At 61.0% G+C, this 14113-nt stretch carries 11 protein-coding genes; 4 read left to right on the top strand and 7 right to left on the bottom strand.

Going from position 1 to position 14113, the window contains the following annotated elements; all coding sequences use genetic code 11:
• Window positions 1-124: 124 nt before the first annotated feature.
• From CKA81_RS09565 to rsmA, 3 genes are read left to right on the top strand one after another with little or no spacing between them, the layout of a single operon-like run.
• Window positions 125-2524 (top strand): LPS-assembly protein LptD, encoded by a 2400-nt coding sequence (locus CKA81_RS09565; RefSeq protein WP_128355057.1) that lies wholly within the window; start codon window positions 125-127, stop codon window positions 2522-2524.
• Entirely contained in the window at window positions 2521-3999 is a 1479-nt protein-coding gene (locus CKA81_RS09560; RefSeq protein ID WP_164878460.1) for a peptidylprolyl isomerase, read from the top strand. The genes CKA81_RS09565 and CKA81_RS09560 overlap by 4 nt, the downstream gene beginning before the upstream one ends.
• 1 nt (window position 4000) lies before the next feature.
• Complete coding sequence (rsmA, locus tag CKA81_RS09555) at window positions 4001-4786, top strand: 16S rRNA (adenine(1518)-N(6)/adenine(1519)-N(6))-dimethyltransferase RsmA (RefSeq protein WP_128355055.1); 786 nt, start codon at window positions 4001-4003, stop codon at window positions 4784-4786.
• A gap of 10 nt (window positions 4787-4796) precedes the next feature.
• Here the strand turns inward: rsmA and CKA81_RS09550 are convergent, their stop codons facing one another.
• Window positions 4797-6026, bottom strand: coding sequence for a nucleoside recognition domain-containing protein (locus tag CKA81_RS09550; RefSeq protein WP_128355054.1), 1230 nt, complete (start codon window positions 6024-6026; stop codon window positions 4797-4799).
• 146 nt (window positions 6027-6172) lie between these two features.
• Here CKA81_RS09550 and CKA81_RS09545 point away from each other — a divergent pair, with 146 nt between their 5' ends.
• On the top strand, window positions 6173-8413 hold the full coding sequence (locus tag CKA81_RS09545) for an acyl-CoA dehydrogenase (protein WP_128355053.1): 2241 nt from the start codon (window positions 6173-6175) through the stop codon (window positions 8411-8413).
• Here the strand turns inward: CKA81_RS09545 and gloA are convergent.
• From gloA to glyQ, 6 genes are read right to left on the bottom strand one after another with little or no spacing between them, the layout of a single operon-like run.
• Complete coding sequence (gene gloA / locus CKA81_RS09540; RefSeq protein ID WP_128355052.1) at window positions 8410-8805, bottom strand: lactoylglutathione lyase; 396 nt, start codon at window positions 8803-8805, stop codon at window positions 8410-8412. The genes CKA81_RS09545 and gloA overlap by 4 nt on opposite strands.
• Before the next feature lie 24 nt (window positions 8806-8829).
• On the bottom strand, window positions 8830-9708 hold the full coding sequence (locus CKA81_RS09535; RefSeq protein ID WP_128355051.1) for a M48 family metallopeptidase: 879 nt from the start codon (window positions 9706-9708) through the stop codon (window positions 8830-8832).
• On the bottom strand, window positions 9695-10423 hold the full coding sequence (locus tag CKA81_RS09530) for a lysophospholipid acyltransferase family protein (RefSeq protein WP_128355050.1): 729 nt from the start codon (window positions 10421-10423) through the stop codon (window positions 9695-9697). Before CKA81_RS09530 ends, CKA81_RS09535 begins: the two co-directional genes overlap by 14 nt.
• Window positions 10423-10965, bottom strand: coding sequence for a D-glycero-beta-D-manno-heptose 1,7-bisphosphate 7-phosphatase (gmhB, locus tag CKA81_RS09525; RefSeq protein WP_128355049.1), 543 nt, complete (start codon window positions 10963-10965; stop codon window positions 10423-10425). The genes CKA81_RS09530 and gmhB overlap by 1 nt, the downstream gene beginning before the upstream one ends.
• A complete protein-coding gene (glyS, locus tag CKA81_RS09520) occupies window positions 10962-13100 on the bottom strand; it encodes a glycine--tRNA ligase subunit beta (protein WP_164878459.1) in 2139 nt (712 codons plus the stop codon). Before glyS ends, gmhB begins: the two co-directional genes overlap by 4 nt.
• Window positions 13100-14011 carry a glycine--tRNA ligase subunit alpha gene (glyQ, locus tag CKA81_RS09515; protein ID WP_128355047.1) on the bottom strand — a complete coding sequence of 304 codons (912 nt, stop codon included), beginning with the start codon at window positions 14009-14011 and terminating at the stop codon, window positions 13100-13102. The genes glyS and glyQ overlap by 1 nt, the downstream gene beginning before the upstream one ends.
• Window positions 14012-14113 lie beyond the last annotated feature (102 nt).

The raw sequence follows: 14113 nt of genomic DNA, 5'->3' as shown, positions 1-14113 counted from the left end.
CCGGCAAAGGTCAAGCCGAAGGTTTTACCGCGCTTGGGCTGGCTTCTCTATAATACCGGGTCGCCAATCGATACGGTTTGGCAGCTGTGCCAAAATATAGTCTGTTTTCAGGAGACAGTTACTCGTGCGTTCGGTTTGGTGGGCAGTACTTTTCGCTGTGGGCGGTGCATCGGCAGTGCAGGCGCAGCAGCCTGACGCGCCGGCCCGGGCACGCGCGCCTGTCGCCGAACTTCGCGTGGCGCCGAATCTGCAAATACATCGCAACGTCAACGAAGACGATATGTCGGCTTTTTTGGTGGCCGACAAGATGGAAACCGACGAGAACGACAAAATCATCCTGACTGGCTCGGCCCAGGTGCGCCGTATCGATTCCATCGTCAAGGGCGATCATATCGACTACGAGCGTTCGACCGGTCAGGTTCACGTACGCGGCAACGGGCTCATTCTGCGCGACGCCAGCGTCATCAAGGGGCCCAAGCTTACTTATAACGTCGACAGTGAAACCGGTCAGATCAGTGACCCGAATTTCTGGCTGGGCGCCACAGGCGGTGCGGGCACCGCTACGCAGGCCGATATCTACAGCCGCGACCACATGCGCTTAAGCGACGTGACTTATTCGGGCTGCCCTTGCCCCGATCCATCGTGGTATATCGAATCGCCGCAGGTGGATCTGCATTTCGACGACAACGAGGGGATTGCTCGGCACGGCGTGCTGTATTTCAAGGACGTGCCCATTCTGTATTCACCCTGGCTAAGCTTCCCGATCAAGAAAGAGCGCAAGTCAGGCTTCTTGCTACCCACTTACGGAACATCAAGCTCGGGCGGCTTCGAGCTGACCTTGCCCTACTACTTCAATATCGCGCCCAATTACGACGCGACCATCACGCCGCGCTATATGGCCAAGCGCGGCATGCAGTTGGGCGCAGAGTTCCGTTATCTGGGCGAAGGCTATTCGGGCCAGGTGTATGGCACCTACCTGACCAATGATCAGGTGGCAGATCGCAAGCGCTGGTACTACGCCTTCCAGCATGCGCACAGCCTGGGGGGCGGGGTGAATGCCTCCTTCGATATTCGGCGCGTATCCGACGACGACTATTTTCGGGATTTCTCTTCATTCGGCCTGAACGAAGCCAGCTACACCTACTTGCCCAGCAGCGCCGGCCTGACCTGGAGCGGTGCCAAGTATTTCAGCACGTCGTTGTATGCATACTCGTACCAAACCCTGCAAGATCGCACGTCGTCGTATCTGCTGCCGCAGTACGACAAGTTGCCAGAGCTTTACGTTCGGGGTGCACGTTACAACTGGGGCGGCTTCGATGTGCAGTCGGACAACTACGCAACACGCTTCGTGATGCCCAAGTTCAAGTACAACACGCACGACTATCCTGGTCCGGTTGGTCTTGAGCCATACCAATCGTATGACGGGACCCGGTTCAGCTCGTATACCTCGGTAGCCTATCCCATTGTCAGGGCCGGATGGTATGTCACACCCAAGGTCGGCGTGCACATGAGCCAGTACAACATGGACTGGCATGGTTTTTCGCAGCCTTTCGTTGCCGCAACCGGGCCGCAATCGAAGACACAGTCGCGCGTGCTGCCGATTATGTCCCTGGATACCGGCATGACTTTTGAGCGCGACGCCAGCCTGTTCGGCAACGACAGCATCCAGACGCTGGAGCCACGTCTTTATTATTTGCGTGTTCCCTATCGCGATCAGTCCGAGCTGCCGATATTCGACACGTATTATGCAGACTTCAACTTTGCGCAAGCTTTCGACGAGAACGTCTTCAGCGGCGGATGGGACCGCATTGCCGATGCGGATCAGCTTACTGTGGGCCTGACCACCCGCTGGCTGGACGCCGGTTCGGGGTTCGAGCGTCTGTCGCTGTCAGCCGCCCAGCGCATTTATTTTCGAGACCAACTCGTCACCTTGTATCCCGGCGACAAAGGGCGTACCGACACGAAGTCTGACTACCTGGTCGGCGCCGCGGCGGCCCTTACCGATACCTTGAGCGTACGATTTGGCGCGCAGTTCAATCCCGAGTCCAGGGACAGAAACCGCATGACGGCCGGATTCCGATGGGTGCCCAAGCGGCTGGCCACGATATCGGCGTCATATCGCTACAAGCGCGACCCGGTTCAAATCACCGACCCCTTCGTCGTATATGGCCCCGGCTATATCGACAACAGCCAAGAGCAAGTCTCTGTAGCCAGTCAATGGCCGTTGACGAATAAAATATATGCGCTGGGGCGCTACGATTACTCCCTGCAGGAAAAACGCGGAACGCAGTCCATTTTGGGGCTGGAGTACCGTGGCGACTGCTGCTGGACGGCTCGGGTAGTCATGCAGCGCTACGCGGTTTCTCGCGAAAAGGCCAACACTGCCATGTTCTTCCAGTTAGAGCTTTCCGGCCTCGGTTCGCTGGGCACCGACCCCATGCGCTTGTTGCGTGAGCGGATTTCCGGTTACGAAACCATCACTCCACCAGTACCCGAAAAAACCACCTTCGAGAGGTATGAATAATGCGTAGTCTGCATGCTAAGCGCTGGCTTGTGCTCGCTCTGATGGGCGTCGCCGGCATCTTGTCAGTCGGCGCAGCACTGGCCGCGACGCCGGCCACCCCGGCCCCGGCGCCTGCGTCGCAGCAATTTGTCGACGGCATCGCCGCTGTCGTCAACAAGCAGGTCATTACCCTGCAGCAGGTCAATACTCAGGCGCAAGAAGCGCAGGAGCAGTTGCGCCGCCAGAACATACCACTGCCCGACTACAGTGTGCTGCAAAAGCAGGTGCTGCAACGGATGATCACCGAAGAGCTTCAGCGCCAGGAGGCCGAGCGACTGGGCATCAGGGTGTCGGACGCCCAACTGCAGCAGGCGGTGTTGACCATTGCCCAGCGCAATCGCCTCAATGTCGATCAATTGCGCCAGGAAATCGAAAAGTCCGGCGTCAACTGGGATACCTATCTGAGCAATGTGCGTCAGGAAGTGCGCATGGATATGTTGCGCCAGCGCACTGTGGACAGCACCATCAATATTTCCGATGCCGAGATCGATTCATTCCTGAAAAGCCAGGGCCGGCAGATGAATGCGGCGCCGGCTGTCGCACCCCCGGCAGCTCCTGTGCCGGCGCAGCAGAGTGGTCCGCAGGTACTTGGGCTGGCCCAGATACTCGTTACGGTACCCGAAGGCTCGACTGCTGCTACGGTGCAGGAACTGCGTCAAAAGGCCGAGGGCCTGCTGGCGCGCGTACGGGGCGGGGCTGACTTCGCCGGCGTTGCGGCTTCCTCGTCCGACGGGCCCCGCGCTCTTGAGGGCGGCGAACTCGGCGTACGTCCGGTCGAAGGCTGGCCCGACTTGTTCGTCAATGCCACGCGCGATCTGCAGGCAGGCGAGATCAGCGATATTGTCCAAAGCGGCAACGGTTTTCATATCCTGAAGGTGCTCACCCGTGGTCAGCCGGCGCAAGGCCAGCCTGCAGCCAACCGGCCGCTGGACATCCGCCAGCAAGCTCCTGCGCAAGCACAAGGCCCCATGATGGTGACCCAGACCCATGCACGGCACATACTCGTCAAGACCACGCAAGTGATGTCCGACGACAAAGCGCGGACCCGTCTCGAGCAGTTGCGCCAGCGACTGGTCAACGGCGAAAGCTTCGAGGACTTGGCCAAGCGATATTCCGAAGACGTCTCGGCGCCACAGGGCGGAGACCTGGGCTGGCTGACGCCCGGAGAGACCGTACCGGCCTTCGAGCAAGCCATGAACGCCCTGCAGCCCAGCCAGATCAGCGAGCCGATCAAGTCGCAGTTTGGATGGCATCTGATCCAGGTGCTCGAGCGCCGTACCAAGAACATGGAAGAAGAGTTCAAGCGCATGCAGGCGCGCCAAATGCTGTTCGAGCGACGCGTCGAGCCGGCCTATGAAGACTGGCTGAGCCAGTTGCGCGGCGGGGCCTATATCGACAATCGCCTGGATCCGCAATCGAACCGTAATCAACGCTGATATGGCCCATCAGGCCCGTAAACGCTTTGGACAGCACTTCCTGGTCGATGAAGGAGTCATCGAGGCCATTGTGCGCGGTATCGCGCCACGGCCTGATGACGCCATGATCGAGATCGGTCCGGGTCTGTCGGCATTGACGGCACCGTTGATGCGGGCGCTCGATCATCTGACTGTGGTCGAGATCGACCGCGACCTGGCCGCCGGCCTGCGCCGGCGTTACCCGGAAGACCGACTGACCGTATTGCAGGCAGACGCCCTGACGGTGGACTTTGCCGCCCTGGGCCAGAACCTGCGCATCGTCGGCAATCTGCCCTACAACATATCCAGCCCGCTATTGTTTCACCTGATCGGCTGTGCCGAACAGGTGCAGGACCAGCACTTCATGCTGCAGCGCGAAGTCATAGACCGCATGGTGGCGGCGCCGTCGTCGGGCGATTACGGCCGCTTGTCCGTCATGCTGCAGTCGCGGTACCGGATGGACAAGCTGTTCGATGTATCACCCGAGGCCTTCGACCCGCCGCCGCGTGTGGTCTCGGCCGTAGTGCGTATGGTGCCCTTGCCTGATAGTCGCTTGAAGCCGAAAAGCCACAAGGCCTTCGAGCAGCTGGTCGCGCGCGCGTTTGCGCAGCGGCGCAAGATGTTGCGCCGGGGTCTTGCCGACTGGTCGGCATTGATTGATTGGGATGGTCTGGGCATTGCGCCCACAGCCCGGGCGGAAGCCTTAAGCGTGGCGCAGTTCATCGCCTTGAGCGACCACCTGCTGGCTGCAGGCGTGCTGTCGGCATAGCTGGACCGTACTACCCGAAGAACCAGTAGCACACGCCGATGGCGGCAATGACGCCGGCCAGGTCGGCAAGCAGCGCGCAGCCCACCGCGTGGCGGGCCCGCTGGATGCCCACAGCCCCGAAGTACACCGCCAACACATAGAAGGTGGTTTCTGTGCTGCCTTGTACCGTCGCCGCTGCCAGCGCAGGAAAGCTGTCGACACCGAAATGCTGCATGGTTTCGATCAGCATGGCGCGGGCGGCACTGCCAGAAAACGGCTTGACCAGCGCGGTGGGTAGCGCGTCGACAAAGCGGGTATCCATGCCTACGCCACTTATGGCCCAGCGCAGTCCCTCCAGGGCCACATCCAGAGCACCCGAGGCGCGCAATACGCCGATGGCACAGAGCATGGCGACCAGATAGGGCAAGAGGTTCTTCGAAATGTCGAAGCCCTCGCGCGCGCCCTCGATAAAGCACTCGTAAACGGGCAGCTTCTTGTACACCCCTACGGCAAGAAAGCACATGATGATGCCAAAGAGTGTCAGGTTGCCCATCACGGAAGAGGTGGCGGCCAGGGTCGCGCTGCTCATCGTGGCCAGCAAGCCCATGAAGCTGCCCAGGATCAGGACGAGGCCGCCCAGCCAGGCCAGGACGACCGGATCGTGCAGCTTGATTCTTTGCATGAAGGCCACCGCCAGCAGGCCGACGAAAGACGAGGCGCTGGTTGCCAGCAGGATAGGCAGAAAGATAAGGGCCGGATCGGCGGCGCCTTGCTGGGCGCGGTACATGAATATCGTGACAGGCAGCAGTGTCAGTGAGGACGCGTTCAGGACAAGAAAGAGGATCTGGGCGTTGCTCGCGGATTTGGGATCAGGGTTCAGGGTTTGCAACTCGCGCATGGCGCGCAGGCCTATTGGGGTGGCGGCGTTATCCAGGCCCAGTCCGTTGGCCGCGAAGTTCAGTGTGATCAGGCCCAGGGCAGGGTGGCCTGGCGGTACTTCGGGCATCAGCCTGCAAAGCAGCGGCGTCAGCAGGCGGCTGAGGCGATCGATCAGTCCGGCAGTCTCGGCAATGCGCAAAAATCCCAGCCACAGCGTCAAGGTGCCGAACAGCAATATCATCAGTTGGACCGACAGTTCCGCCATGTCGAACAAGCTGAGGACGATGCGCGCAAAGACCTCTGCGTCCTGCAGTACCACCCACTGGTACAGGCCGGAAACTGCGGCCACGGCAAAGAAAGCAAACCAAAGTGTATTGAGCATGGAGCGTCGCGAAAGGCGTTGATCGTCAGTGCATGATTGTCGCAGAGTATGCCTGTCAGGAGTGGCCGGACCGTCTTGTGCTATTCAGGCGTTGCACTTTCAGGGGATAATCAGTACTAAGCAACAATGCACAGTAAGGGAGCATCATGAACTGGAGAGCCTGGCGTCGTCAGTGGCTGACAGAGCCTTTATACCGGATGGCGCTGGACGCCATGCCGCGGCTATCGTCCACCGAGCAAGAGGCCATCGAGGCCGGTGACGTTTGGTGGGATGCCCAACTGTTCTCCGGCAAGCCCGATTGGAACGTCTTGCTGGACACGCCGCCCGTGGCCTTGACCAATGCCGAGCAGGCTTTCCTGGATGGCCCGGTGGCGCAACTGTGTCGCATGCTGAACGATTGGCAAATATCGTGGCAGGACGGCGATCTATCACCCGAGGTATGGGCATTCCTGAAGCAGGAAGGTTTCTTTGGCATGATCATCCCGACCGAGTACGGCGGGCTGGGGTTCTCCGCCTATGCCCATTCTGAAGTCGTACGCCAGATTTCGGTGCGTTCTGCGACGGCCGCCGTCACCGTCATGGTGCCCAACTCGTTGGGCCCCGGCGAGCTTCTGATGCAGTTTGGTACGCAGGCGCAGCGCGATTACTGGTTGCCTCGACTGGCCCGAGGGCAAGAAGTGCCCTGCTTTGGGCTTACCAGCCCCGAAGCGGGTTCTGATGCGGCGTCCATGGTAGACACCGGTGTGGTCTGCCATCGCGAGATCGATGGGGTAGTCACCCTGGGCATACTGCTTAATTGGCGCAAGCGCTACATCACGCTTAGTCCGGTCGCGACCGTGCTGGGCCTGGCGTTCAAACTATACGACCCGGACGGCCTGATAGGCACAGAGCCCGAACCCGGCATCTCGGTGGCCCTGGTGCCAACGAATTTACCTGGCGTGCAGACGGGTCGTCGGCACCTGCCATCCATGCAGGCATTCCAGAACGGCCCCACAGAGGGTAAAGACGTATTCGTACCGCTGGATGCGCTCATCGGCGGCGTCGAGCAGGCAGGCAAAGGCTGGCAGATGCTCATGAGCGCGCTTGCGGCCGGGCGCGGAATATCCCTGCCTTCGCTTTCCGCCGCCGCGTGCACCTTTACCGCGCATACTTCCGGCGCTTATGCGCGTGTGCGTACCCAGTTTGGCATTCCTATCGGCAAGTTCGAGGGAGTGCAGGAAAAACTGGGCCGACTGGCAGCCAATGCCTATGTGGTCGAGGCGGCACGACGCTATACCTGCGCGGGCCTGGCGCTGGGCTACAAACCCGCTGTGGTGTCGGCCATCATGAAGCTGCACGCCACCGAGCGCATGAGGCAGTCAGTCAATGATGCCATGGACATCCATGCCGGCAAGGCCGTCATCGACGGACCCTCCAACTACCTGGGCAATCTGTATCGCGCAATCCCGGTCGCCATTACCGTGGAAGGCGCCAATATCCTGACGCGCAACCTGATTGTGTTCGGCCAGGGGGCGATCCGCGCCCATCCTTATCTCATGCAGGAAGTCCTCGCGCTGGCGAATCCCGACCAGACAGCAGGCGAAGATGCCTTCGATGCGGTCATCTGGCGGCATCTGGCCCACAGCACCCGGAATATGCTGCGTGCCACGGGCCAGGCCTGGACAGCCGGGCTGTTCGCCTCCGTGCCGCGCGGGGCGGGTGCTGCCGCCAAGTACTACCGGCGGCTGTCACGTTATGCTGCCGGCTTTGCCTTGGTTTCCGAAGTTGCCCTGTTGACCCTGGGTGGATCACTGAAGCGCAAAGAGATGCTGTCGGCCCGACTGGGCGACATCCTGGCCGAATTATTCCTGGTGTCTGCAGTGCTCAAACGCTGGCATGACGAGGGACGTCATGAGTCCGACCTGCCCCTGGTGCGATGGTGTGCCCTGCAAGGCTATGCCACGATCGAAAAGCGCATGGACGAAGTCTTGCTGAATTTCCCGTCGCAGGCGCTTGCCGTGGTGCTGCGGGCGCTGCTGTTGCCCCCGGGTACGCGAGCAGGCATGCCGCCAGACAAGCTCACCGCGGCATGCGCCAACATACTGCTAGAACCCTCCGATACCCGCGATCGCCTGGTGGGCGCGGTATGGGAAGGCCATGATAGCCGCAGCGTCGAGCAACTGGAGCGCGCCTTTGGCCTGGTGGTTCATGCCCAGCCGCTGCTCGATCGTATCCGCAACGCGGGCTTGAAGGACTGGCGATTGGCGCATGCCAAGGGCGCCATCACCGACGAGCAGGCAAAGATGCTGGAAGCCGTCGAGGCTGCGGTGGCCGAAGTCATCGAGGTGGACGATTTTGCGCCGGGCGAATTTGCACGCCACCCGGCACAGGCGGACGGCCCGGTTTAGTCTTGCCGGTCCTTACGCTGTATCAGCTCGATCTTATAGCCGTCCGGGTCTTCCACGAATGCAATGACAGTCTGTCCATGCTTCATGGGGCCCGCCTCGCGCGTGACATTGCCGCCTTTTTCCTTGATGCGGGCACAGGCGTCGTAGGCGTTTTCGACTTCCAGCGCGATATGGCCATAGCCGTTGCCCAGGTCATAGGAAGAGGTGTCCCAGTTATGGGTCAGCTCGATGGCCGCGCCTTCGCTTTCGTCCTGATAGCCGACGAAAGCCAGCGTGAACTTACCGTCGGGGTAGTCTTTCCGGCGCAGCAGTTTCATGCCGAGCACGTCGGTGTAGAAGGCCAGCGAGCGATCCAGATCGCCCACGCGTAACATGGTGTGGAGTAAACGCATCTTGGTTTCCTAAAAAGCGTGGTTTCAGATCAGCGGCAGCGAGCCCGGATCGTGCTTGCGCAGCGCATCGCGCGCGCGTTCGAAGCCGGGCAAGATACGCTCGAGCTCGCGCCAGAATTCCTTGCTGTGATTCATCTGGCGCAAATGAGCGACCTCGTGCGCAACGACGTAGTCGATGATGTCATGCTCAAAGTGTATCAGCCGCCAGTTCAGCATAATGTTTCCATCCGAACTGCACGAGCCCCAACGGGTGGCGGCTGACGAGAGTCGCCAGCGCCGGATGCGCAGGTCATTCTGCTCGAGGAAGTAGTGCAGGCGCTGCTCGAACCATGCTTGTGCCTGCTGTTGCAGCCAGGTATGTACGGTGTCCCGAACCCGGTGCCGATCGGCGTCGGCCGGCAAGGCCAGGCGCAAGGCGTCGCCGTCTTGCGGCGCGTACGGCTGCCCCTCGAACACGGCTGTTTGCTGTGCGCCATCCAGCAGCAATGAGATGCGCTTTCCCAGATACGGCACGCTGCCGCCATGCTGCCATAAGGTGTCAGCCGTGGCCAGATGCGTTTGGCGCTCCTGACGTGCCCGCAGCTTGCGCAAAATCCACGCCGCTTTCTCGATGACGGCGGAGTCTATGTGGCCTAGCGTCACCCAGGTCGGGGCGGTGACTTGCAAGCCGTCGTCGTTGACCATCAGGCCTATGCTTTTCCTGCGCGAGCGCTGCAAGACGTAGCCGATGACCTGCTGCGGAGCCTGCACCTCCCGCCAGCGTGCATTGGCCGGCAAGCTCGGTGGGCGCGGCGTGGGCGTTGCTTCAGAGACGGGGTGCAATAAAGCTACGGGCGGGGGCGCCTGGCGGCTCGCCGGCGCCGGGTTGTCCGGAAACAGATCCAATTGTTCAGTCAGGTCCATAGCGTTCGGGATTCAGCACGCGCATTTCCGCTTCTATCCAGTCTCGGACGCGCGCATTGACCGCTTCGGCGCTTTCGCCATTCGGATGAATCAGGGGACCGATCGAGACGGTGATCAGGCCGGGCTTCTTGATGAAAGCTTTGCGGCGCCAGCATTCGCCGGCGTTGTGGGCCACGGGAATAATCGGCGTATCGGTGCGGGTGGCAAGCAGGGCACCCCCCATTTTGTAGCGCCCCGCCTTGCCGGGTGCGATGCGGGTGCCTTCGGGAAACAATATCGGCCAGCGACCGGCGTCGATGCGCTGCCGGCCCACCCGCACAACCTGCTCGAAGGCGTCTCGTCCTTTGGACCGGTCTATGGGTATCATGCGCAACAGTGCCAGGCCCCAGCCAAAAAAGGGCACCCAATGGAGCTCTCTTTTATAGACGAAGCATAGTTCGCGCGGCATGTAGGCCGGGAAAAACAAGGTCTCCCAGGCAGACTGGTGCTTGGACAGCAGGATGGCAGGGCCGTCCGGCAGGTTTTCTGCGCCTTTCAGCTGCCATCGGATGCCCAAAATGACTTTGGCGCCCCAGACGGCCAGCCTGGGCCAGCCCACCGTCAGCCGGTAACGCCAGCGCAGCGGCAGGGGCGACCACAACACGCAGGCGAAGGCGTAGGGAATGACCGTGATGATGAGGAAAAGCTGATAAAGCGTCGCACGCAGCACGGCCATCACGAGTCCCCGGCCAGCCATTGGTCGACGATTGCGGCCAGGTCGGCAGCCATGCGCGTGCCGGCGGGCAAATCGCCGTTGTCCCAGGTTTTTCGCCCGTTGCCCGTCATGACGAGCCAGGGGTGGCAACCGGCGTCGGCAGCGGCCTGCAGGTCGCGCAAAGAGTCGCCAACGGCGGGTACGCCTGTCAGGTCGATATCGTAGCGGCGGGCGATATCGCGGAACATGCCGGGCTTGGGCTTGCGACAATCACAGGCATCATCAGGGCCATGAGGGCAAACAAAAATGGCATCTATCATGCCGCCGGCCTGAATGACTTCGCGGCGCAGCTTTGCATGGATGGCGTTGAGCCCATCCATGTCGAACAGGCCGCGAGCGATGCCTGACTGGTTGCTGGCAATGACCACGCGCCAATTTGCCTGTGACAGTCGGGCGATGGCGTCCAGGCTGCCTGGCAGGGCCACCCATTCGTCGGGGTGCTTGACGAAGGCGGCGCTGTCCTGATTGATGACGCCGTCGCGATCCAGTATGACAAGTTTCACTGCGCCAGCCTCGATATGTCGGCAACTTGGTTCATGACCTGATGCAGGCTGTTCAGCAGCGCAAGCCGGTTGGCCCGTACTGCGGGGTCCTCTGCCATGACCATGACATCGTTGAAAAAAGCGTCGACGGCGTCTCGCGCCTGCGCCATGGTGGCCAGGCTGCCGACGAAGTCTCCGTTGGCAAACTGCTGGCGGGCCTGCGGCTCGAGCCGTCCCATGACATCGGCCAGCGCCTGTTCCGCCGGTTCGTGCAATTGTGCCAGATCGACCTGCGTCGGCACGTCATCGGCTTTCTTGAGCAGATTGCCTATGCGCTTGTTGGCCGCGGCGAGGCTGGCTGCTTCCGGCTGCTTGGCAAAGTGCTCGCACGCGCGTATGCGTTCGTGCACCTGATGCAAGGGCGGCTCAAGCGCCAGTACGGCGTCGACGACACTGCGGTCGTGGTCGTTGGCCAACTGGTTGCGATAGCGTTCGAAAATGAAGGCCTGCACCTGCGTTGCCGTGTCTGCTGCCAGCGTGCCCGGCGCATAAAGCCCCGCAGTAAAGGCCAGCAGTTCGTTCAGGCCCAGCGAAAGGCTGTTGCTGACCTTCAGATAAGCGCCTTCGCGCAACTGCTCGTAGGCGTTGATCAGCCCGAGCGCGGCGCGCCGCATGCCATAGGGGTCGCGTTCGCCGGTGGGAACCAGGCCTATGCCCCAGATGCCAACAAGGGTCTCGCAGCGCTCGGCCATGAACAGGACAGCGGAAGTCAGGGTATCGGCCTGGACGGGAGCGTCCAGCCGGATGCGGTACTGTGTTTTCAGGGCTTGGACAACGTCCGGGTGTTCGCCATCGGCGGCGGCGTAATAGGCGCCCATGACACCCTGCAGCTCTGGAAACTCGGCCACCATGTTGGTACCCAGGTCGGCCTTGGCCAGCAAGGCTGCCCGTTCGCACTTGCCTGCATCAGCGCCCAGCTGGCCTGCGATATAGGCGGCGATTTTCTGTACGCGGGCCACGCGCTCCAGCTGCGTACCGAGCTTGTTATGGTAGATGCTGGTTGCGAGAGCGGGAACGCGCTCGGCCAGCGGCAGCTTGCGATCGGTTTCAAAGAAGAACTGTGCGTCGGCCAGCCGGGGGCGGACCACCCGCTGATTGCCTTCGATGATGTTGACCGGATCGTCGACCTGCATATTGCTGACAATCAGGAAGCGATGCGTCAGCCGACCCATGCCCGGCTCGAACAGCGGAAAGTACTTCTGATTCAGGCGCATGGTAAGGATGAGGCATTCCGGCGGAACCCGCAGGAACGCTTGCTCAAATTCGCCAAGATAGACGCAGGGGAACTCGACCAGGGCAGTGACCTCGTCCAGCAATGCGTGCACTTCGGGATCATCGCCTATCGTTGCATCCAGCGCGGCTGCCTGGGCATGCAGCGCTTGCTCGATCAACTGTCGCCGGGCACTGAACGAAGCCACGACCTTGCCTTCGTCTTGCAGTTGCTGTGCGTACGTATCGGGCGAAGTAATGACTAGCGGGTGGGCGCACATGAAGCGATGTCCCAGGGTCGTGCGTCCGGCCGGCAAACCGAGCGCCTGCACGTCGATGATGTCTGAGCCCCAAAGCGCCATCAGTTGGTGGGCGGGGCGCACGAACTTCACACTCGTCCGGCCATCGGCCAATTGGTATTTCATGACCTTCGGAATGGGCAGGTGGCCAATGGCGTAGTCCAGCGCCTCTTGCAAGCCCTGGGTCAGCGTGCTGCCGCTGGTCAAGCCGCGGGCGTAGAGGTAGTCTTGCTTGCCGTCTGACTCATGGACGAGATCGTCTGCAGTCAGGTGGCCCAGACCTTTGGCTGTCAACTTCTTGGACAGCGCCGGGCTGATCTGGCCATCTTCGGTCAAGCCGATCTTGGCAGGCATCAGTTTTTCGGTATAAGCCTGCTCTGGCGCCAGCCCCAGTACCGCATCAAGATGCACGGCCAGCCGCCGGGGTGTGGCGAAATCGCGCACGGCGCAGTCAGTGGCCAGCAGGTGGTGGGCAGCCAGCGTTTTGCGTATGCCCTCGGCAAAAGCCAGGCCGAGTTTTTGCAGGGCTTTGGGAGGAAGCTCTTCGGTAAGCAGTTCTATAAGCAGCGGTTGCGGGGTCTGGTCCATCATAGGACTGCCTCCGCGTCGCCGGTTTGCACGAGCATGGGGAATCCTAGTTTCTCGCGGGAATCGTAATAGGCTTGCGCGACGGCGCGCGACAGATTGCGTATGCGGCCGATGTAGGCCGCTCTTTCCGTTACGCTGATGGCGTTTCTGGCGTCCAGCATATTGAAGGTATGGGCCGCCTTTAGCGTAGCTTCGTAGGCGGGCAGAGCCAGCGGCACATCGATCAGGCGCTTGGCCTCGCCTTCGTAGTCGTTAAAGTGGGCAAACAACATCTTGGTGTCGGCATGCTCGAAGTTATAGGTGGACTGCTCTACTTCATTCTGGTGGAAGACGTCGCGGTAGAGTATTTTTTGGCCATTGTCCGATTGGGTCCAGACCAGGTCGTAAACGCTTTGCACGTCTTGCAGGTACATGGCCAAGCGCTCCAGGCCATAGGTGATCTCTCCCATGGTGGGCGTGCAGTCCAGGCCGCCTACTTGTTGGAAGTAAGTGAACTGCGTGACTTCCATGCCATTGAGCCAAACTTCCCAGCCCAGTCCCCAGGCGCCTAGGGTCGGGTTTTCCCAGTCGTCCTCGACAAAGCGAATGTCATGCACCAGGGGGTCGATGCCCAAGGCCTTGAGGGACCCTATATACAAGTCGATGATGTCGGGCGGCGCGGGTTTCAGGACGACCTGGTACTGATAGTAGTGCTGCAGCCGGTTGGGGTTGTTGCCGTAGCGACCGTCCTTGGGACGGCGCGAAGGCTGTACATAGGCGGCTCGCCATGGCTCGGGTCCGATGGCGCGCAGGAAGGTGGCGGTGTGCGAGGTGCCCGCGCCGACCTCCATGTCGTAGGGCTGGAGCAGCGCGCAGCCTTGTCGGTCCCAATACTGTTGTAGGGTTAAAATTATTTGCTGAAATGTGAGCATGTACGATGGCCAGTAAAGCGAAAAGCCGCAAAGTCCTGGATTTTAACCGGTTCGCGCCAGCACTAGGGCAGCCTGGCGTGACCGCCTGAACGATCATGCTTC

This window comes from Pollutimonas thiosulfatoxidans (genome assembly GCF_004022565.1).
Classification (GTDB): Bacteria; Pseudomonadota; Gammaproteobacteria; order Burkholderiales; family Burkholderiaceae_B; genus Pusillimonas_D; species Pusillimonas_D thiosulfatoxidans.
Note: the sequence above shows the minus strand (reverse complement) of the source record. Positions and strands in the feature narration are given on the sequence as shown.